19 protein-coding genes are annotated in these 19442 nt (G+C 51.4%); 12 read left to right on the plus strand and 7 right to left on the minus strand.

The genetic code is table 11. The features are described from left to right. Positions 1 to 12: 12 nt before the first annotated feature. On the minus strand, positions 13 to 2103 hold the full coding sequence (locus tag JT719_RS00870; protein ID WP_207430167.1) for a DUF4331 family protein: 2091 nt from the start codon (positions 2101 to 2103) through the stop codon (positions 13 to 15). Between the two features lie 522 nt (positions 2104 to 2625). On the opposite strand from JT719_RS00870, the gene thpR reads away from it, so the two are divergent. Together thpR and JT719_RS00880 are read left to right on the plus strand one after the other, a co-directional pair. Continuing rightward, positions 2626 to 3177, plus strand: a complete 552-nt coding sequence (gene thpR, locus JT719_RS00875; protein WP_207430169.1) for an RNA 2',3'-cyclic phosphodiesterase — start codon at positions 2626 to 2628, stop codon at positions 3175 to 3177. Between the two features lie 86 nt (positions 3178 to 3263). Continuing rightward, on the plus strand, positions 3264 to 3782 hold the full coding sequence (locus JT719_RS00880) for a hypothetical protein (protein WP_207430171.1): 519 nt from the start codon (positions 3264 to 3266) through the stop codon (positions 3780 to 3782). A 449-nt stretch (positions 3783 to 4231) separates the two neighbouring features. On the opposite strand, the gene JT719_RS25610 is transcribed toward JT719_RS00880, so the two are convergent. Continuing rightward, positions 4232 to 4417 (minus strand): DUF3667 domain-containing protein, encoded by a 186-nt coding sequence (locus JT719_RS25610; protein WP_423227966.1) that lies wholly within the window; start codon positions 4415 to 4417, stop codon positions 4232 to 4234. 23 nt (positions 4418 to 4440) lie between these two features. Between JT719_RS25610 and JT719_RS00890 the strand changes: the two genes are divergently transcribed. The 5 genes from JT719_RS00890 (at position 4441) to JT719_RS00910 (ending at position 8569) form a co-directional block, all read left to right on the plus strand. Further along, on the plus strand, positions 4441 to 4641 hold the full coding sequence (locus JT719_RS00890) for a hypothetical protein (protein ID WP_207430174.1): 201 nt from the start codon (positions 4441 to 4443) through the stop codon (positions 4639 to 4641). Between the two features lie 126 nt (positions 4642 to 4767). After that, positions 4768 to 5400, plus strand: coding sequence for a pseudouridine synthase (locus tag JT719_RS00895; RefSeq protein ID WP_242693037.1), 633 nt, complete (start codon positions 4768 to 4770; stop codon positions 5398 to 5400). A 277-nt stretch (positions 5401 to 5677) separates the two neighbouring features. Then, complete coding sequence (locus JT719_RS00900; RefSeq protein ID WP_207430176.1) at positions 5678 to 6379, plus strand: LuxR C-terminal-related transcriptional regulator; 702 nt, start codon at positions 5678 to 5680, stop codon at positions 6377 to 6379. Between the two features lie 154 nt (positions 6380 to 6533). Further along, positions 6534 to 7571 (plus strand): SDR family oxidoreductase, encoded by a 1038-nt coding sequence (locus tag JT719_RS00905; protein WP_207430177.1) that lies wholly within the window; start codon positions 6534 to 6536, stop codon positions 7569 to 7571. A gap of 140 nt (positions 7572 to 7711) precedes the next feature. Next, a complete protein-coding gene (locus JT719_RS00910; RefSeq protein WP_207430179.1) occupies positions 7712 to 8569 on the plus strand; it encodes an MBL fold metallo-hydrolase in 858 nt (285 codons plus the stop codon). 50 nt (positions 8570 to 8619) lie between these two features. On the opposite strand, the gene JT719_RS00915 is transcribed toward JT719_RS00910, so the two are convergent. Continuing rightward, positions 8620 to 9105, minus strand: coding sequence for a DUF4126 family protein (locus JT719_RS00915; protein ID WP_207430181.1), 486 nt, complete (start codon positions 9103 to 9105; stop codon positions 8620 to 8622). A gap of 280 nt (positions 9106 to 9385) precedes the next feature. On the opposite strand from JT719_RS00915, the gene JT719_RS00920 reads away from it, so the two are divergent. Both JT719_RS00920 and msrA read left to right on the plus strand, forming a co-directional pair. Beyond that, positions 9386 to 11236: a serine hydrolase domain-containing protein gene (locus JT719_RS00920; RefSeq protein ID WP_207430183.1), complete on the plus strand. Its 1851-nt coding sequence runs from the start codon at positions 9386 to 9388 to the stop codon at positions 11234 to 11236. 169 nt (positions 11237 to 11405) lie between these two features. Then, on the plus strand, positions 11406 to 11957 hold the full coding sequence (msrA, locus tag JT719_RS00925; RefSeq protein WP_207430185.1) for a peptide-methionine (S)-S-oxide reductase MsrA: 552 nt from the start codon (positions 11406 to 11408) through the stop codon (positions 11955 to 11957). A 102-nt stretch (positions 11958 to 12059) separates the two neighbouring features. Here the strand turns inward: msrA and JT719_RS00930 are convergent, their stop codons facing one another. Beyond that, positions 12060 to 12956 (minus strand): aldo/keto reductase, encoded by an 897-nt coding sequence (locus JT719_RS00930; RefSeq protein ID WP_207430187.1) that lies wholly within the window; start codon positions 12954 to 12956, stop codon positions 12060 to 12062. A gap of 236 nt (positions 12957 to 13192) precedes the next feature. Here JT719_RS00930 and JT719_RS00935 point away from each other — a divergent pair, with 236 nt between their 5' ends. Beyond that, entirely contained in the window at positions 13193 to 14842 is a 1650-nt protein-coding gene (locus JT719_RS00935) for an alpha-amylase family protein (protein WP_207430189.1), read from the plus strand. Positions 14843 to 14846: 4 nt separating this feature from the next. On the opposite strand, the gene JT719_RS00940 is transcribed toward JT719_RS00935, so the two are convergent. Then, positions 14847 to 16166, minus strand: a complete 1320-nt coding sequence (locus JT719_RS00940) for a cryptochrome/photolyase family protein (protein WP_207430191.1) — start codon at positions 16164 to 16166, stop codon at positions 14847 to 14849. A gap of 145 nt (positions 16167 to 16311) precedes the next feature. Here JT719_RS00940 and JT719_RS00945 point away from each other — a divergent pair, with 145 nt between their 5' ends. Continuing rightward, positions 16312 to 17058 carry a Mut7-C RNAse domain-containing protein gene (locus JT719_RS00945; RefSeq protein ID WP_207430193.1) on the plus strand — a complete coding sequence of 249 codons (747 nt, stop codon included), beginning with the start codon at positions 16312 to 16314 and terminating at the stop codon, positions 17056 to 17058. A gap of 137 nt (positions 17059 to 17195) precedes the next feature. Here JT719_RS00945 and JT719_RS00950 read toward each other — a convergent pair whose 3' ends face one another. Both JT719_RS00950 and JT719_RS00955 read right to left on the minus strand, forming a co-directional pair. Further along, positions 17196 to 17723, minus strand: a complete 528-nt coding sequence (locus tag JT719_RS00950) for a 2'-5' RNA ligase family protein (protein WP_207430194.1) — start codon at positions 17721 to 17723, stop codon at positions 17196 to 17198. 51 nt (positions 17724 to 17774) lie between these two features. Then, a complete protein-coding gene (locus tag JT719_RS00955; protein WP_207430196.1) occupies positions 17775 to 18527 on the minus strand; it encodes a hypothetical protein in 753 nt (250 codons plus the stop codon). A 160-nt stretch (positions 18528 to 18687) separates the two neighbouring features. Here JT719_RS00955 and JT719_RS00960 point away from each other — a divergent pair, with 160 nt between their 5' ends. Further along, positions 18688 to 19350 carry a transmembrane-type terpene cyclase gene (locus tag JT719_RS00960; protein ID WP_207430198.1) on the plus strand — a complete coding sequence of 221 codons (663 nt, stop codon included), beginning with the start codon at positions 18688 to 18690 and terminating at the stop codon, positions 19348 to 19350. Positions 19351 to 19442: the final 92 nt, after the last annotated feature.

The raw sequence follows: 19442 nt of genomic DNA on the forward strand, positions 1-19442 counted from the left end.
CTTTTGCAATCCTTATTTATTGACAATGAATTTGATGGTTTGGTAAGAATTCTCACCAGTCTGGAGGCGCGCGAAGTACAAGCCGTTTTTAAGCCCTTTCACATCCACTACCGTCTCGTGGGTGCCAGCGGCCCGGTACTCTTTCTTAAGCGGATTGGCCATCAGCACACCGGTTTCATTGTAGATCTGCAGGCTTACTTCACCGGGTTGCCCCACTCGGTACCGGAAAGTAGTTACGTCTTTGGCGGGGTTCGGGAAGTTCTCTACCCGTTGCAGTATGTTTTCCGGAGCACCCAGGTTCAGGCTACCCAGGCTCTGGGTGTTAAGCGAGGTGGGCATGGGGTTGCCGTTTATGTCGCAGTTGATGGCAATGTGCCCGTCTGAGAAGCCATTCCAGGGTTCTGCCACATACGGGAACGTAGTTTGGAACGGCTTGTCGTTTTTCTCAACGCCGGTGGTAAAGCTGAGCACGTCTACCAGGTCCTGGGTGACTGGGCTGCCGCCCGGTACATAGTCATCGTACCACAAACCAATGGCTGCTAACACAACGCCGCTCACCGCTTGCAATTCAATGCGGGTAACGTCATCCTCTAACCGACGGCCATTGGGGAAACCATCCATGTTGGGAATGAACTCCAGGTTGGTGTTCTGATTGAACCGTGGATCTGTTAACCCCAGCACGGCGGCCTGCACCAATCCCAGGCTGCTGAAATCCGGGGAATTGCGTGGGGTAGGAGGTACGGCCATGTTCACCCGCAGCATGTCGCCAAAAGTAGGCAGAAAATTGTTGATGAAGGGTTTGCCTTTAGCCAGTGGATTACCGCCTTTACCGGTGGCCAACTGGTATGGTGGCAGGTTAGGAACCCCGGTCATGAAAATTGGCAGCAAGTCAACCGAACGGGGTTGGTTGGGCCGCAGCAGGTAATTCCCGAACAGTTTAGGGTCCAGAGCGGTGCCTTTAGTAGCCGGATTGCCCAACAGCGGATATAACCCCGGTCTGCCGTTCCGGAAGTCAAATTGGCCCAGTGAATTAGACTGGATTCGCAGTTGGGCGAAGCCCGGTACGGCGGCTCCAAACTTAGAGTCGTCCATGTACAGGGCCAGCTCTGGGTTCACGAAATACTGCTCAAAATCCTTCTTGTCCATGGTAGAAGGGGTGGCGTTCCACTCGTCTTTGCGGCCAATGGGAATAATCACCTCGTTGGTCAGCGGCATACCCAGGCGGGAAACCTGCACGTACGGTCCTGAGCTGGTCACGGTACCATTGGCTTCCCGTACCGTCATCTGCCGGCGGCTGGCAGAGGCCCAGACTCCAATGATGAACCTTTGATCCAGGATGTTGAAGGCCCGGTTCACGCTTCTTTTGTAATCGGCTAAGCGATAGGAGGGAATCTCCATGGCGATGGTATGCACATTCAGCTTGGCTAAGCCATCTGGGGCAGCCTGTGCCCTGATGTTGCCCAGGTCAAAGATTCCGCCCGCGTCTACAAAGAAGGGATCGTCTACCGGTCCGCAGAACACCTTGGAGTTATCAGAGGTATTCATGATGGAGGCTCTCATCAGGGCATCATAGTTTGAGTTTAACCCAACTGCTCCTTCAATAGACCGGGGACCAACGTTGTAAGGCGCCACCTTGCCATTGCCCAGAATCGTTTCCCAGGTGTTTCCGCCATCAAGGCTTTTCTTCACCGTGTAAGTGGCTTTCTGGTTTTCTTTGCCTAACCTGATCTTGAAGAAGGTGCTGGGGTCTTCATTCACCTTCTTGAATTCGAACCGGTAAATGATGTCATCATGCATGGTGCGGGCGTTGTTCTTGATATGGATATCATAGGCAATATCCTCCCCGAAGTTGTAGTAGTTAGGTCCGCCGTGCGGCAGCTGAAACGGAACATAGTTGGCAATGATCACCATGTTTTCCGGGTTGGTAGGGCTCCGGAAGGCGTACACATCGGTGTTATCGGCCAGTGGATCGTTCGCAATAATAGGAGCTTCCCGGTGACTGGAGGACTCCAGGTAATTGCTGGTGACACCTGCGGCATATAGGCCAGCTATTACCAGGCCTACTACCCAAATCTTTGGTCTTAATCCGGTAAAAATTTTCATAAGCTTGAAATGTTAGGTGATGAAAACCACTTACTACCCAGTAAGCTTTAGACCAAAACCTACGACAAGCTTATGTTAACCGGATTTTGAAAATGTTAATAGATAAGGTGTTTAAATGAAGATATTTGAAAGTTTATGTTGTATTTAGCTGCTTATATTGCTGAAGGCGTAAATAGCAAGCACCTGTTTCTAAAAGATTATAGATCTTCCCGTTTACAACCTGAATTTGCCAGAATAGGATTAAACCATTGAGACGTAGTGAGCCGGAATAGCTTAGGCGAAGCCATGATGAAGGTTTTCCTGCAGAGATAGTGGCAATATGGGGGCTTAAATCAGATTCGCTATCAAGGCTTAACGATCAAGGAAAATAGAAAATAGGTAGTTACTTCTTGATCCTTTTAAACGAATTGGCCCGATACATAGAGAAAGGTTTTCGTTCATCGAACCACACGAAGAAGGGAGTAAGGCAAAACAACTTTGGCCCGTTGCTAGTAAGCTAGAAATAACTTCTGGAACAGAGCAATGAAAGACAGCATCCGTTTATTTGTGGCGGCAGCTTTGCCTGAGGAACTGAAACGCTACCTGGTACAGGCGCGGGAGGCTTATGGGGACCCAAATATCCGGCCGGTACCAGAGCAAAACCTGCACCTTACGCTGTACTTTATCGGGAACGTACCTGCCACCGAGGATACCTACATCCGGCAGACACTGGCGCAGGTGGCGCAGCAGCATCAGCCGTTCACCCTGACCTTAGCACAACTGGAACCCGGACCCAAACCCAGCTCGCCCCGCTTAATCTGGGCCCGCTTTGAGCAGCACCAAGCGTTCAATCAACTCAGCCAAGCACTGACCCAGGCCCTGGCACCGGCACCACCCAAGCAGGAGAAGTTTATTCCGCATGTTACCGTGAGCCGTTTCCGGCAAGACGTCAGGGCTAGGTTTAACCTGTCGGTCATTACGCCAGAAGAAGAAATTCTTTACCCGGTGCAGTCTATTGCCTTGTGGCAATCGCAATTGGCCTCGCCGCACCCCATCTACACGGTGGTGGAGGAATTCCCCTTGGGCAGTCAGTAGTACCTTAATTTTTGGAGTATTTAGAAGTAGCTTATGGTGGGAGTTAGTTTTGGCTGTATTTTAGACCAGTCAGACCCTCCATTTTTATGCTCAGAAAATTTTTGATTGCCGCGCTAGTTGGCAGTAGCCTGTGCTGGTATTCCTGCCAGAACCAGCAATCAGAGGAAATCGCTTCTAAGACAACAGTTTCAGAAGTCACACCTCAAGCAGTACCTCAGAAGGAAGCCGTACAACATCTTCCAACTTCAACCCAGAAAGAGGCAGGAAATCCGGTTGTACCTGTTGTGGAAGAAGAGGCGAGCATCATAGGAACCTGGGTTTCTGAGGAAGATCCAAAATGGAAAATGGTGTTCACCCAAGATCATCAATGCCTGCAGTACTACGAAGCCGAGCTTACTGAGACAGATGCCTTCACCTTATCCAACACCTCGCCTCAGTGTGAGTTGCCGGTCACCGTTCAGGAAAACACCAGCTACCTACAACTTTCCAATCAAGCCGATCAGGAGAAAACCTGCTATGAGATCAACGGGCTTTCTGAGGAAAACCTATCTTTTAGGGAGTTAGGAAGAGGTGGGGCAATTGTCTTCAGGCGGCAGAAAGAGTAGGCAGCAAAACAAGTTTGCTGTTTTAGGCTTGGTTTGCGGAAGAAAGGCGTAAAACGGCTCTTGCCCTAAAACCTGTAATTGCCTATTTCAAGGCGTAATACAGCATTATGCCCAGGAACACCAGCACAGAAGGTGGCTTGCAGGAACACCGTGGAAAGCAGACCCTTCACAAAGCCCTAGACGGTCTTCTGGCCCGTGAACTGCAAGCAGGCCATGGCGAAATATAGCGCGTAAAGCAGCAGATAACCCTGAATGATCCAAAGGTGAAGCTGCGGAAAAAGCATCAGGCAGGGAATGATCAGCACCAGAAAGAAAACGGTCCGTTCCCCGGCAGTATAGGAGGACAGAACGCCGCACTCAGAAAGTTTACTCCTTTTTTTTTAAAAGCAGGAACGTGTATAAAGCACTGAGAGGCACGGTAAAGAAGATGACCAAATTAAAGTGTTTCGTCATCTGGGCCGCAATAGGGTTGCAGATTTAGCCTGAAACAAATCCACTCCAGAGAGATTCAGCAAGATAATGGAGAGCGCTACCATCACTACCAGGAAGTTGAAGGGGTTGTATAGGCTTTTCCGTTTACCCTCTGCATAAGCCCGCGCCACGTAGCCTGGGCGGGTAAGGAGGCTCCCGATCAACCCGAAAACACTCTTGTCTGTATATGCGTGAAGGCATGGAAGAGCTCATGCAGAATGTGCTCTATGCTAAGCTGATGCGTGTGCGTGCTTTGTCCGCAGGTAGGGCAGAATTGCTGATGTTCCTGGTACTGCGCAGAACAGTTCAGGCATGTTTTGGTGACCGAAGTGGTGAGCGTTTCCATCTTTCCTGCGTTGAAGAAGGAAAAAAACATAATATGGGTTAAGTATTACAAAGTAGATGCTATAGCTAAGCGGAAAGAGGATAAACCTTAAAGGTCTGAGAGGCCCAAAAAGGAAGGCGGAGAATACCAGGAAGTCTGATTTCCATTTCTGTTCCCTTTTCCGGAAATTTGCCCCAAAACACCCGTATTCCGTTGACCAGCCCAGCCGTTCCGCACCGCCATTTTATTCTGCACAAGCCCTTCGGCTACCTCAGCCAGTTCATCACCGATGCTCGCAAAAAGAAGCTGCTGGGCGATCTGTACGATTTCCCGGCCGGAACCATGGCCATCGGGCGGCTGGACCAGGACAGTGAGGGCATTCTGCTGCTGACCACCGATGGGAAGATGAGCGAGTACGTACGCGGCCGCAAGGTAGAAAAGGAGTATTACGCCCAGGTAGATGGTATCATCACCCAGGAGGCAATAGACCGGTTGCGGCAGGGCGGTATTGAAATTGCCCACGAGAAGCAGATCTACAGAACTTTGCCCTGCCAAGCCACCGCTTTAGATCCCGCGCCCGCTTTCCCGGAAAGGTCACGACGGGTCCGCGATGACCGGCACGGCCCCACCAGTTGGGTTTCCATCACCCTCACCGAAGGCAAGAACCGCCAGGTCAGGAAAATGACCGCCGCCGTGGGTTTTCCTACGCTCCGCCTGATCAGGGTGCGCATTGGGGAGATCTATTTAGGGGAAATGGCACCCGGCGAAGTAAGAGAAGTAAAGGAATTTACCCTGTCCCCGGCTGAGGTTTCGGTTGAGTAGTCACCTTAAGGCTCTAATCCTCTTTTGCAGGTAAGCAGCATCCAACAGCTTTTCTAAGTGACAGTACTCCCCAAGTTATCTCAAATGAGGGTAGCGATGTTGAAGAGGGCTTGACTGTTTTCAATCTACATTCCTAAAAAGGAGCCTGAAAACAGAAACAGGTGGTTTATTTTACACCTGAAATCCCCTGGATGAGCTTGTTTTTAGGGCAAACCAAGGTAAAATTCAGTTCTTTTTCAGTATCTTCCTGCATCAGGTAATTACCTAAAGAAATATTATGGAGGTGATCTCTACCCAAACAGAAGAAGTGGAGAAGCTGCAGCGGCAGTTGGAGGCATTGAAAGAGAAGTGTGCCTTTCTGGAGAAAGTAGTGCAAGAGGTGCCCGCCAATATCTATATATCTGACCTGCAGGAAGGGGTGGTGTGGTGCAACCGAACCAACGAAGAAACCCTGGGCTATTCTCTGGAGGAAATCCAGGAAATGGGCGGCCTGGAGTATCTTCGGAAGATTGTGCACCCCGAGGACCATTGCGTACAGGATGACAGCATTACCCATTACCAGGAGTTCACCGGACCCGAATACGGCGGCATTTTCCGGGCCAGGCACAAAGACCAGCCAGACTATAAGTGGTTCATGGGCTGGGCCAAAGCCTTTTCCAAATCAGACGCCGGAGAGGTGAAGGAACTGCTCTGCGTGGATGTAGACATGAGTCCGCGCATGAACACTGAGAAGCAGTTGATTACCGCCCTGCAAGAGAACCTGAAACAGAAAAACCGCTTGCTCATCAACAGCCTGAGCAAACGCGAACTGGAGATTCTTACCATGGTGTGCCAAGGCATGAGCTCCAAGCAGATTGCCGGCAAGCTGTTCCTGAGCTTCCATACCATCACCACCCACCGGCGCAACATCCAAACCCGCCTGGGCACCAGCAACGTGGCCGATATGGTGGCCCTGGCCAAAGAGGCCGGCCTGGGCTGATCCATTTCCGGGTAAATACGGTTTTTCCGTGGTAATCCGTCTTAATTCCAACTCCTGCTGAACGGTACGGTTTACTAGTCGTTAAAACAACCTGGGCTTGGGCTCTTTTCTGAAAAACACCGCAGAAACGTTTCTCATTTAACCAGCAAAGTTTATGGCAGTAAAACTGAAACCCCTTTCAGAACAGGTTATTGTAATCACGGGCGCCTCCAGCGGCATTGGGCTGCCTACCGCCCGCATGGCCGCCAAAAAGGGAGCCAAAGTAGTGGTAGCCGCCCGCAACCGGGAGGCTCTGCATAATTTAGTGAACGAGATCAATGCTAGCGGGGGGCGGGCCGAGTTTGTAGTGGCCGATGTGGGGGTAGAGGAAGACGTAAAACGCATAGGGGAAGCGGCAGTGGCAGCCTTCGGGGGCTTTGACACCTGGGTGAACAATGCCGGAATCTCCATCTTCGGGTCGGCTTTGGAGGTGAGCATCCCAGACATGAAGCGCATGTTTGACACCAACTTCTGGGGAGTGGTGTACGGCTGCCGCACGGCGGTAGCGCACTTCAGGGAGCGGGGCGGACCGGGAGCCATTGTGAACGTGGGTACTTTGTTCGGGGACCGGGCGCCTATGGTGCAGGGCACCTACGCCGCGGCAAAACATGCGGTACACGGTTACAATGACATGCTGCGCATGGAGCTGGAAGCCGCCGGAGACCCCATCACAGTATCGCTCATCAAACCCGGCCGCATAGACACGCCTTACAATGAACACGCCCGCAGCTACTTAGATAAGCAGCCGTCGCACCAGGGAATGGTGTACCCGCCCGCCTCGGTGGCCGAGTCCATTTTGTTTTGTGCCGCCCATCCCAAACGCGAAATGTACGTGGGTTTCCAGGCGAAATTCTTTGTGAAACTGGCCGGCATTGCCCCGCGGTTCACCGATAAGCTGATGGAAAAAGTAGATTACCCCACCCAGCATGACGAGCGCCCCTCCAGAGACGTGGAAGACAACGCGCTGTACCATGCCGGTTACGGGTTGCAGGAGCGGGGCACTAACGCCGGTTGGAAACGCCCGCGCAGCCTATACGTGAAAGTACAGAAGCATCCGGCGCTTACCTGGTGGATTACCATTGCCGGAATAGGCCTAGCGGCTGCCGCCTGGAACGCCAACCGCAAAGTGAACGCCAAACCAGGTGTTGCTTAAAGTACATTTTTAGCTTCCTGTTTCGGGGCTGTTTTCCAGGAATCGGCCCCAAAACAGGACCTTCCCATCTTCGGTCTGCCGGTCATAGGTAACTTTCTTTTAAAGTTTTCGTGCTAAGCATAGAAGAAATACTGAAGGCTATGGCAACTAACCCGCATTTACACCAAAGCAAAGATGACAAGTTCATCCCGATGACGTCCATCTCCACCGGCCAGATCAAACAGGTACGGCCAGATGTCTACTATTACACAAACCAGATCGTGAACTTTGCCCTGGTAGGGAATGCCTCACACTGGGTGCTGGTAGATGCGGGCATGCCAAAATCGGCGCAGGAAATCATGGACGTTGCCAAAGGTGTCTTCGGGAGCATGGCGCGACCAGCGGCCATTATTTTGACGCACGGGCACTTTGACCACGTGGGTGGCCTGGCCGGTATTCTGGAGGCCTGGCACGTGCCGGTGTACGCACACCCGCTGGAGTTTCCTTTCCTTACGGGCAAAATGGCCTACCCGGAGCCAGATGTGACGGTAGAGGGTGGCATGCTGGCCAAGATTTCTTCCATTTACCCGCATGAACCCATTGACATCAGCTCCGCTAATTTACAGTTGCTGCCCGAAGACGGCTCCGTACCCGGCATGCCGGGCTGGGGCTGGGTGTTTACTCCGGGCCACTCACCGGGGCACGTGGCACTTTTCCGGGAGGCCGACCGCACCCTCATTTCCGGCGATGCGGTGATTACCGTTAAGCAGGACTCTTTTTATAAGGTTCTGATGCAAACCGAGGAAGTACAGGGGCCACCCCGCTACCTCACCACCGACTGGCAGGCGGCCTGGGAATCGGTGAGAAAACTGGAAGCCCTAAGGCCGGATCTGATTGTTCCGGGCCACGGGCAGTATATGCAGGGCGAGGCGTTAACCAGAGGCCTGCGCAGGCTGGTAGAAGAGTTTCAAATCATTGCCATACCAGACCACGGTAAATTTGTGCAAGGCAAAAAATAAAGAAAAGGGAGGGCAGCCATCAACTGCGCTCCCTTTTCCTTTATCCCAAGTTATTGTTTTAGAACGGCGGTTCCTACCTTCAGGGCCAACGCGTCTTCCATCACCGCAAAGGTGGCATCTGGTAAACCGGTGAGTTTGCCAAGTTTCTGCCGGAGGAAATAGAACGCATAAGAAGAGACCAGGGCACCCACTACCCCCAGCAAACCACCCGTGACTTTGCTTTCGCCTTCCGCTTCGGCCACGGTAGCACCCACCAGGGCGCCAGAGACCACCCGGGGGAGCAACTGAAGCGGAGCTATCCGGTTAGGCAGTTGCGGAAATTTATCGCCAATCAACTCCGCTACCGCCAGTATCTTTAAACTGGTAGATACATTTTTGTTTTGCAGGAAGTTAAGGCCGGTACCTTCCAGGAAAAAGGTAGGCGATTTGGCGTAATGATCGGTGACCAGGGCGGGGGCGGTCATGGCCCGCATGCCGGCAATGGCTCCCAAAGCCAGCGCTTTCTGATGGGTAGTGGAGGTGCTTGTCAGGTTCATAGTGTCTTCTGTTTGTCTGTTGTTTGTCACATATACTACATACGTAAAAAGTACAGGAATAAAATCGGGTTCGCCGCTAATTTGTGGTAAGTCCGCGCTTATTGCTGTACAGGAAGGGTGAGATGGGAGAGGTTCCGGATAGGGCAATTCAGGGCAAATGGTGTTCCCAAGAACGATTTTTGCTTAACTTGACGTTTCCAAAGTAGCCATGGGTTTTATTAACGCCCGGGCTATTTGTTTCTGAACAATGGTCAAGTCTTTTATATTATCCTCCGCCCGCATGTCTTCCTCGGAAATTAAACTTAAAATGGTGCAGCTTTGCCTGTGCCTGGGAGTTTTAACCGCCTTCTCCTGCAGCACTTTTGCGCAGAGAAACGAAAACAAACAAAACCAGTCCTGGCTGCAGCAGCATAAAGAAGCAGGTAAAAGCATTGTTTTGCTGAACAACCAGTCTGGTTTAGTGCCATTGCAGGATCTGCAACAGAAAATTGCCAGCGTTTCTATTGAAGTGGAGCATGCTGCCCAGTTTGACAGTTTGCTGAACAAATACACCAGCGTGACCGCGTTCCCGGCCTCGGTGTACGACCAGAAAGCTACCTACAGCCGCCTGGCCCAGGACCTTGCGTCTTTCTCCACGGTGATTGTTCAGGTGAAGACATCGGCTTTGAAAGACCATCGTACCATTGCTTTTCTGGAAAACCTGCAACATACCAAGCAGGTAATTGTGGCCGCTTTCGGGAACGTGTCAAACCTGGAGTTTGCCGATGCCTTGACTATGCCGATCATTTGGTCTGAGAAAGAAACGCCCGTTACCGCTAACTACGCGGCGCAGCTGGTGTTTGGCGGGGTTCCGGCTACGGCTACCTTAGACAAAGCCTTGTCTGCCAAATACACCACAGGAACAGGTTTCAAGACGGCCCCTACCCGGCTGAAGTACACCGTGCCCGAGGAAGTAGGCATCAAAAGCGAGACCTTGCACCAATCCGTGGACGCCATTGTGAACGAGGCCATTCAACAGCAGGCCACACCGGGCGCGGTGGTGTTGGTGGCCAAAGACGGCAAAGTGGTGTTCAACAAAGCCTACGGATCGCATACCTATGACAAAACCCAGGCTACCCAGATCACCGATATCTTTGATCTGGCTTCTGTGACGAAGGTTTCCGCTACCACCATGGCGGTGATGAACCTGTATGACCAGCATAAAATTGGCTTGGATTCTACCTTCGGGCAGTACGTGCCATCGGCCAGGAACACCAACAAAGCCGATATAAAGGTAAAGGATCTGCTGCTGCATCAATCTGGTTTACCGGCCGGCGTGTTCCTGCCCTTGCAGAAAGAAGATGTGAGTTTGGTTTCAACCCCTAAATACACCATTAAAGTATCAGACAGCGCGTACCTGCGCAGCGATTACTTTCAGGATGTGATCTGGCCCCGTATGCTGAACGCCAAAATGGGCGATAAAAACAAGTACGTGTACGCCGATGTGAGCATGTATTACCTGAAAGAAGCCGTAGAGCGCCAGGCCAAGGTTCCCCTTGATTCATTTGTTTCCTCCCAGTTCTACCTGCCTTTGGGTATGCAGACGGCCGGTTTCCTGCCCCTGAACCGCTTCCCGCAGAGCCGCATTGTACCCACCGAGTTTGACGGTACGTTCCGGAAATCCCTGCTCAGAGGATACGTGCATGATGGGGGCGCTGCCCGCATGGGAGGCGTTTCTGGGCACGCCGGGTTGTTTGCCACCGCCAATGACCTGGCTATTCTGTACCAGATGATGCTCAACGGCGGCAGCTATGGCGGTAAACAATACATTCAGCCGCAGACGGTGCAGTTGTTTACTTCTAAACAGTCGGCGGTGAGCAGGAGAAGACTGGGCTTTGACGGCTGGGACGCCGACAGTGTGAAAGGATATCCGGCTAAACTTGCTTCACCTGAGACCTACGGGCATACAGGCTACACCGGAACCTGCGTGTGGGTAGACCCTAAAAGCAAGTTGGTATTCGTATTCCTCTCAAACCGGGTGCATCCCAAGGTTTCAAACAAATTGCTTTCGCTCAGAACCCGCCAGCGTGTTTTAGATGCGGTGTATTCCTCTATGCAGTCAGAGAAAGTAGCGGCGGTTAAAGGCAACTAAAGTACCACCGATTATGACTTGTTTTAGCTAGTTGGGCGGTAAACGGAGGTGAAATGAAATTAGCCTCCTAAGCCATTACTAGAAATGGCTGACCAAAACGGAGCCTGAAACAAAACCCCACAGAAAGAGTTTACACTAGGTATAAATCCTGATATTCCTCAATTGAGTTATGGAAGAGACCACTCAACCCAACGATAAATATGAAGTAGCCACCTTTGCGGGCGGTTGCTTTTGGTGCATGGTAAAACCATTTCATAAGTATGATGGCGTCATCAGCGTGGTATCTGGGTATACCGGCGGCCATGTGCCCAACCCTACCTATGAGCAGGTTTGCTCAGAAACCACCGGCCACTATGAGGCCGTACAGGTTACGTATGATCCAAGTGTGATTTCCTACCCAGAACTCCTGACTATTTTCTGGCAATCCATTGACCCTACTGATGCCGGTGGGCAGTTTGGCGACCGAGGCTCTTCTTACAGAACGGCTATCTTCTACCATACCGAGGAACAGAAAGAACAGGCCCAGAAATCTAAGGAAGAATTGCAGCGGTCGGGTCCGTTTGAAACGCCTGTCATCACGCCCATCATTCCGGCGGCACCTTTTTACCCCGCCGAGGCCTACCACCAGGACTACTACAAAAAGAACCCTGGCCATTACAACCGGTACTTTGTTGGGTCGGGCAGGGCTGGTTTCCTGGAGCGGCATTGGAATCAAGCGTAACAAGCAAAAGAGGAGCCCCGGCAGGCTCCTCTTTTATTTGTTACGGATTAAGATTCTGTTTTAGAAGTGATTTTCTGATTTCAGCTCAAATACAGCTTTAACTTACCCGGAGGCTGAGGAATCTCCCTTGGTGAAGGTGCTGGCGCCTACCTGGTCTAAGGTCACGTAGTCTTCCTCGGTAAGCGGAATAGAGGCCGCCTGGTAGTTTTCTTCCAGGTGTTTCACCTTTGACGTACCCGGTATGAGCAAAATACAGGGTGAACGGTGCAGCAACCAACTCAGGGCCACCTGGTGAGGGGTGGCTTCGTATTTTTGGGCTACCTGCTCAATAATTTCCTGGGCTTTCAGGTTTCCGCCACCCAAGGGGTACCACGGAATAAACGCCATTGCATTGTCTTCGCAGTACATGAGTTCGGCTTCCCATTTGCGGTTGTCAAAGCTGTACATGTTCTGCACCGATACAATCTCTACATACTTCTGCGCCATCTGAATCTGCTCAATGGTCACCTCAGACAAGCCGATGTGCTTGATCAGGCCTTGTTCCTGGGCATCCTGCAGGAACTCCAGCGTTTGCTCAAACGGAATCTCAGGATCAACCCGGTGCAACTGGTACAAATCAATGCGATCCAGTTTCAGGCGTTGCAAGCTGCCTTCTAGGGCTTCCTTCAGGTGATCTGGCTTAGAATTGATGGGCCATTGGTTTGGGCCGGTGCGCAACAAGCCGCCTTTGGTGGCAATTACCAGTTCCTTTGGGTAGGGATACAGTGCCTCGGCAATGAGTTCCTCTGAGATAAAGGGCCCGTAAGAGTCGGCGGTGTCAATGAAGTTGATGCCCAGTTCCACGGTTCTTTGCAGCACCCTGATGGCTTCCTCACGGTCTTTGGGTGGTCCCCAGATGCCTTCGCCCGTGATGCGCATGGCCCCGTAGCCCATCCGGTTTACCGTAAGGTCTCCGCCAATGCTAAAGGTCGGGTGGAATGTTTTTGGTGTATCTGCCATGGTTTTCTGATTTGATGGTTCTCACTTGTACCGGTTTAGCTCTGAGAAGTTGTGAAAAGCCTCTTTCTTCAGGGAAACCGCTTTTGGCCTATTATGGAAGAACCAGCCGAAAAACTGGTGTGACAGTTCTTTCACTAGACCCAGCGTTTCCGGTTGCACCATAATATCAAAATACCCGTATTTGTTACCTGGTCCTGCGGACGTTAATACGTATTCACTCCTTCACTAGCTTACCCATGATAGAAGAACTCTGGTACAAAAATGCCGTCATCTACTCACTTGACCTGGAAACTTTCATGGACCTGAACGGCGATGGCGTAGGCGATTTTGAGGGCCTCACGCAACGGCTGGATTACCTGCATGCCCTGGGCGTGGATACTGTGTGGCTGGCCCCTTTTCAGCCCACGCCCAACAAAGACAATGGATATGACATCAAAGACTTCTATGGGGTAGACCCGCGGCACGGCTCCAGCGGCAACTTTGTGGAGTTCATGCACATCGCCAACAAACGGGGCATAAAGGTGATCATTGACCTGGTGGTGAACCATACCTCAGACCAGCACCCGTGGTTTCAGAGTGCCCGCTTCGGCAAGGATGCCCCGTACCACGACTGGTACGTCTGGTCCCAGAAAAAACCTTCTGACTGGGACGAAGGGATGGTTTTCCCGGGCGTGCAGAAAGCCACCTGGACCTATGACAAGCAAGCCAAAGCGTACTATTTCCATCGGTTCTATTCCCACCAGCCAGATCTGAACATAGACAACCCCGATGTGCGGGAAGAAATCAAGCGCATCATGGGGTATTGGCTGGCCTTGGGGGTGGCGGGGTTCAGGGTAGATGCCGTTCCGTTTGTGATAGAAACCCAGAAACCAGGCGATAAACAGAAGGTGCAGCGCTACGAGATTCTGGAAGAAATGCGCCGTTTTCTGCAATGGCGTAGGGGCGATGCCATCATGCTGGGAGAAGCCAACGTGCTGCCCGAGGAGACCCAGCCTTACTTTGGCGAAAGCGGCGAGGGCATTCACCTGATGTTCAACTTCTACGTGAATCAATACCTCTTTTATGCCTTAGCCACAGGCGAAACCCAGAAGCTACAGGAAGCGCTGGAAGCCACCCGTATCAAATTCCCCACCTCGCAATGGGCCGTTTTCCTGCGCAACCATGACGAGCTGGACTTAGGCCGTTTAACCGAGGAAGAACGCCAGAAAGTATTCGCCCGGTTTGGTCCCGAGGAGAACATGCAGCTGTACGAGCGGGGCATCCGGCGGCGCTTACCCTCTATGCTGGGAAACCGGCAGCAGCTGGAGCTGGCGTATAGTGTCATGTTCTCCTTGCCGGGTACGCCCGTGATAAGGTACGGAGACGAAATTGGGATGGGAGAGAACCTGGAGCTACCCGAGCGGGAAGCCGTGCGTACGCCCATGCAATGGACTGCGAACCAACAGGCCGGTTTCTCCAAAGTTGAGAAACTGGTGCATCCGGTGATTGACAAAGGACCGTACTCGTACCAGTACGTGAACGTAGAAAAACAGCGCCGTACGCCAGATTCGCTGCTCAACTGGATGACCACGCTCATCCGGCTTCGGCAGGAGTGCCCAGAGATAGGCTGGGGCGATTGGCAAATCCTTCCCACCAACCTGGATGCCGTTCTGGCCATGCACTATTGCTGGAAAGGAAGCTCCCTGCTGGTCATCCATAACTTCGCTGAGAAAGCCCATGAGGTAACTCTTGCCCTGCAGCAAGCCGCCGAAGAAAAAATCATTGACTTACTGGCCAACGAAGAAAGCCTGGCCGATGAAGACGGCTGCCACCACATTATGCTGGAGGCCTACGGCTACCGTTGGTTCAGGGCGGGCAACCTGAGCCACCTGATGCGGAAAGGTTAACCTGTTACCGGTTCCGGGCCTGGGTTAGTGCTTGTTTGTAAGTGGCAAGAGCTCTCTCCCGGGCAAAAGCGTGCTCCACCATCGGGGCCGGGTAAGCCGAGGTGCCTACATCAGGAACCCATTTCCTGATGTATTCCTGCTGTTTGTCAAACTTTTTGGCCTGGGTCTCGGGGTTAAATACCCTGAAGTACGGAGCGGCATCGCAACCGGTACCGGCGCACCATTGCCAGTTGCCGTTGTTGGAGGCCAGCTCAAAGTCCAGCAGGTTTTCGGCAAAGTAGGCTTCGCCCCAGCGGTAATCAATGAGCAGGTGCTTCACCAGGAAACTGGCGGCGATCATCCGCACGCGGTTGTGCATGAATCCCGTGGCCTTGAGTTCCCGCATGCCGGCATCTACAATGGGGTAGCCGGTGGTGCCGGCGCACCATCTGGCAAACAGTTCCTCGTTGTTGTGCCATTGCATGTGCTCATACTCCAGGTTGAAAGGCCGGGAAACCACGTGCGGAAAGTGGAACAGGATCATCATGAAAAACTCCCGCCAGATCAGTTCACCCAGCCAGGTGGCATTGAGTTGCAGGGCTTGCTTCACCATTTCCCGCACACTGATTGTTCCAAAGCGCAGGTGTACGCCAAGCCGCGAGGTGCCGGGCAAGGAAGGTAAATCGCGGGTTTGCTCATAGGTCCTGATCAGGTTCTCGGGCAAAACCGACGCGGGGAAAGCCGTTTCTTCCGCCAACTCAAACCCCATGCTCTCCAGAGAAAACATGGGCAGCGGTGCAGTCTTGTACAGGTGTTGCAGGTTATGCTGAGAGGGAAAAGGCTCCAGGGCTGATGCTGTTACGTTTTGGAGCCATTTTCGCTTAAATGCCCCAAAAACGCGGTACGGAGAACCATCGTCTTTCACAATCTCGGCTTTCTCAAAGATCACCTGGTCTTTATAGGTATTAAAGGAAACTCCCTTAGCGGCCAGAAATGCGGCTACCTCCTGGTCACGGTCCATGGCTGCTGGTTCATAATCATGGTTGGCGTACACGGCCTTGACCTGGTAAGTTTGCAGCAATTCACCCAAGACCTCCAGGGGTTTGCCGTACCGCACCAGAACAGAAGATCCCAGGGCCTCGCTTTCTGCCTTCAATCCGGAAAGTGCCTGGTAAATGAAGGTCACCCTTCGGTCCTTAGCCGAGGGCAGCTGTTCAAGAATATGCTGGTCAAAGATGAAAAGGGGGAGTACCGGGTAACCCGAGGTGAGGGCGTGATACAGGCCAGCGTTGTCTGTGAACCTAAGATCGCGCCTAAACCAGAATAGAACCAGTGGAACTTGCAAAAGGAGTGGGGTTAGATGATTTGATACGTAACAACAGCCCCAGGCAAATGTTTCCAATTACCAATGCTGGAAGGCTGTTTTTACCTGCACAAAGGTTCAGCCTCCTCCCTTAAACTTTCTGTTCTAACTGTAGTACCCAATAGAAATGGAAAACGAAGCCCATATTCTGTTTCATAGCAGTTTAAACGATTTTCTCCTGAAAAGACAGCGGGGTAAATGGGTGCGCTATTCCTTTCTGAATTCTTCTACCCTCAAGGATGTGGTGGAAGCGCTTGGAGTGCCCCACCCGGAAATAGGCAGGATTTTAGTGGATGGCCAGGAGGGAAGCTTTTCTGACTTAATAAGACCCTCCACCCAGATGGAGGTGTTTCCGGTGGTACCAGAAGGTGACAGTTTACTCTTGCCTTCTTTGCAGGTTCCAGCGCCCAGTCCCCCCCGGTTCATCCTGGACGTGCACCTTGGTAAATTGGCGCGCTACCTTCGGCTACTTGGGTTTGATACGCTCTATGAGACCCACTGGGATGACAAAGCCATTGCCGACCTAGCCGCACAGGAGAAACGAATTGTCCTGACCCGTGACATAGGGCTCTTGAAGCAAAAGCACGTGTTGGTAGGGTATTGGCTCCGGTCACAGCACCTGGAGGAGCAACTGCAGGAAGTAATTACCAGATTTGGGTTGAGGCAGCAAATAGCACCTTTCACCCGGTGCATGGCCTGTAACGGAGAAATCGGAGAGGTGAGCAAAGAATCTGTGACACACCTCTTGCCGCCCAAGACTAAACAGTATTTTGAGGTCTTTTACCAGTGCACCCACTGCCAACGGGTGTACTGGAAAGGCTCCCATTTTGACAAAATGCAGCTCTTCCTGCAAAACATGGATTTGAACCAATAGGTGAATTCGTGGGCTGGTAAGGGCTGTCGTTAGATTACAGGGTTGTCCGTTGCGCTGAAGTAGGTTGGATGTTCAAACCCTCTGTACAGGTAGAAAAAGATTCTGCCAGAACGTGTCCTTCCTGGACTCTGATGCTATTAGCTCCTGTTAGAAAACGGAAACTCCCTGATGAATTTCCAGGGGGCGCCCGCATACTCCCAAAGGGAAAAGCCAGTACCGGCAATGGTAAAAGAAGTGAAACCCTGCTCTAACTTTTCCTTGAGTTCTCGGGCAATTTCAGGGTCAACCTTGTTCTGGATGGTGATGTGGGGCCGGAGTTTTTGTTTGTCCTGCGGGGAAAGAAAAGGTTCCCATTGCAATTGCAGGACTCTATGAATTTGCTGCAGCTCTGGACTTTCAATCTTAAAAGCCACGCCTCTGCCTAAACTGATGAGCCCTGAAACGTGCAGTGGCAGTTGTTGCTGTTTTTGGCTTAGTTCAAGTAAATCGGCTTCAATTCTTTCTTCCTGTGGCGGTAATTTATGGAAGAGCGTTAAATGGGCTTTCAGGTAATTGCGATGGGGCGGGAAGTACTGATTGCGCAGCGCTGTGAAGTATTCAGAAGCCTCATTCTCTAAAGAAAGGGTCAGGATCAAGGGATTTGGTTCCGGTGAGGTTTCTTGCATAACGTTTTTGTACGTCAATACGAACAAAAAACAGATACGCTCTGAACTAGACTAAAAGCCCTGGTCTGTTGCAGTACTTCTTAAGGTGAAATCAAGATCGGTGATCAATTCCAGCTTGACCAGTTTGCTCAGGAGGGACCCTTTTTTATGCCAGGCATGATGTTCCTTTCTGAAGTACGTTTCCTTGCCTCCCTTGGCTTTGGGAGTCACCTCCAAAAAGAAAACCCGCCCCATCAGCCGCAAGGAATAAAACCCAAATTCGTCTAGAAGCAGAAGGGCGTTTTCAGGAAAGGAAAGCGAAGAGGTGGTGTCGGCTGCTTCCATTTGAGGGGCATCTTTTTCTTCTAGAAAGTACAGTGGTAGGTCTCCCAAGTCTGCCCGCGCGAAGCTCCTGATATGATCAAACCGTTGGTCAAGCCCATTCTGGGTGCATCGGTGGTATTCCTGTAGAAAGACTTCATAAATACCTCTTTTAAACTGCCTTGTGAAGTTCTTCAAAAACTTTGGTTTAAGTTCATAATCGCCTTTGGGCTGAACAGCTGACGTTGAAAGATGGTACTGGAAGAACCTGGATTTCAGCTTGAGGGAGGAATCAAGAACAGCGTTAGAGAGAAACTGAAGGACTCCGTAGGTTTCAATCAAAGCCACCTCGGGGGAAACCGTAAAAAGATCTGTCCTGCCGATGGTGCCAAAGTAGGTATTGCATTCATCGCAGATATCAAACCCCACGGGGGTGTTGCCTATTTTCCTGGAAATGGTGTGCGGTTGGTTCTTAAAGGTTTTTCCTTTTTCTTTCCCTTTCAAACACCAGATGCAAATCCCTTGTTTTGTGTATTCGTGCTTCATCGGTAGGCTGTGGCGCCTATTGCTCTGTTGAGGCTTAAAATTACACAGTTTGCCTAAACAAAAATCTAACCCAATATCTTACCTAAACTAAATTGTGGTTTAGAGGTAAGCGAACACTATGTTAAAGGACCCTGTACACCTTGATGCAACACTAAGCTCTTTTCTGATGGTGGGGAGCGGCGTGTTCTGGACGTTGACGTACCTTCTTATTCTGCGGCGCGGCTACAAAGACAATATCTACGGAATGCCCATGGTGGCTTTGTGCGCAAACCTTTCCTGGGAGTTTATTTTCTCCTTTGTGTATCCGCACCCGCAACCCCAGCTTTCCATTGATTACCTGTGGCTTTTGTTTGATGTGGGCATATTGGTGCAGTACCTGCGCTACGGCCGAAAGGAGTTTCCCGAGCATTTGCCAAAGAATTTGTTCCTGCTCACGTTCCTGTTTACCTTGGTGTACTGCGCCTGCATGATTGCCGCCATGGCCCATGAATTTGAGGATTACATTGGCATCTACGCCGCCTTTGCCCAGAACCTGATGATGTCGGTGCTGTTTGTAAGAATGTTCCTGAAGCGGAATAGTGTAGCGGGTCAATCCATCTACATCGCCTTAAGCAAGTGGATAGGCACCATATTTCCTTCCGTTCTGTTTTACCTGTACTTCCCTAAATCTTACCTGTTGATTCTCCTTTACCTCGGGATTTTTACGTTGGATCTGGTGTACTTCTTTCTGCTGTATTCCAAGGCCAAAGCCGAAGGGATTAACCCCTGGAAACGCGTGTAATCTTGCCACCCACATTTGCGGTTGTAGTTAGGCAATGAATGGGAGAACATGGAAAGGTATAGCTTCCATTTTTAGCCTGTTTTCAATGAATC

Source organism: Sabulibacter ruber (assembly GCF_017355955.1).
In the GTDB taxonomy this organism is placed as follows: domain Bacteria; phylum Bacteroidota; class Bacteroidia; order Cytophagales; family Hymenobacteraceae; genus Nibribacter; species Nibribacter ruber_A.

Bases quoted from the DNA above. Each gene is read 5' to 3' on its own strand.
- thpR (WP_207430169.1), top strand. From the start codon at position 2,626: ATGAAAGACAGCATCCGTTTATTTGTGGCGGCAGCTTTGCCTGAGGAA.
- JT719_RS00945 (WP_207430193.1), top strand. From the start codon at position 16,312: ATGGAAAACGAAGCCCATATTCTGTTTCATAGCAGTTTAAACGATTTT.
- JT719_RS00890 (WP_207430174.1), top strand. From the start codon at position 4,441: ATGCGTGAAGGCATGGAAGAGCTCATGCAGAATGTGCTCTATGCTAAG.
- JT719_RS00910 (WP_207430179.1), top strand. From the start codon at position 7,712: ATGGCAACTAACCCGCATTTACACCAAAGCAAAGATGACAAGTTCATC.
- msrA (WP_207430185.1), top strand. From the start codon at position 11,406: ATGGAAGAGACCACTCAACCCAACGATAAATATGAAGTAGCCACCTTT.
- JT719_RS00915 (WP_207430181.1), bottom strand. From the start codon at position 9,105: ATGAACCTGACAAGCACCTCCACTACCCATCAGAAAGCGCTGGCTTTG.
- JT719_RS00880 (WP_207430171.1), top strand. From the start codon at position 3,264: ATGCTCAGAAAATTTTTGATTGCCGCGCTAGTTGGCAGTAGCCTGTGC.
- JT719_RS00930 (WP_207430187.1), bottom strand. From the start codon at position 12,956: ATGGCAGATACACCAAAAACATTCCACCCGACCTTTAGCATTGGCGGA.
- JT719_RS00950 (WP_207430194.1), bottom strand. From the start codon at position 17,723: ATGCAAGAAACCTCACCGGAACCAAATCCCTTGATCCTGACCCTTTCT.
- JT719_RS00935 (WP_207430189.1), top strand. From the start codon at position 13,193: ATGATAGAAGAACTCTGGTACAAAAATGCCGTCATCTACTCACTTGAC.
- JT719_RS00920 (WP_207430183.1), top strand. From the start codon at position 9,386: ATGTCTTCCTCGGAAATTAAACTTAAAATGGTGCAGCTTTGCCTGTGC.
- JT719_RS00905 (WP_207430177.1), top strand. From the start codon at position 6,534: ATGGCAGTAAAACTGAAACCCCTTTCAGAACAGGTTATTGTAATCACG.
- JT719_RS00960 (WP_207430198.1), top strand. From the start codon at position 18,688: ATGTTAAAGGACCCTGTACACCTTGATGCAACACTAAGCTCTTTTCTG.
- JT719_RS00900 (WP_207430176.1), top strand. From the start codon at position 5,678: ATGGAGGTGATCTCTACCCAAACAGAAGAAGTGGAGAAGCTGCAGCGG.
- JT719_RS00870 (WP_207430167.1), bottom strand. From the start codon at position 2,103: ATGAAAATTTTTACCGGATTAAGACCAAAGATTTGGGTAGTAGGCCTG.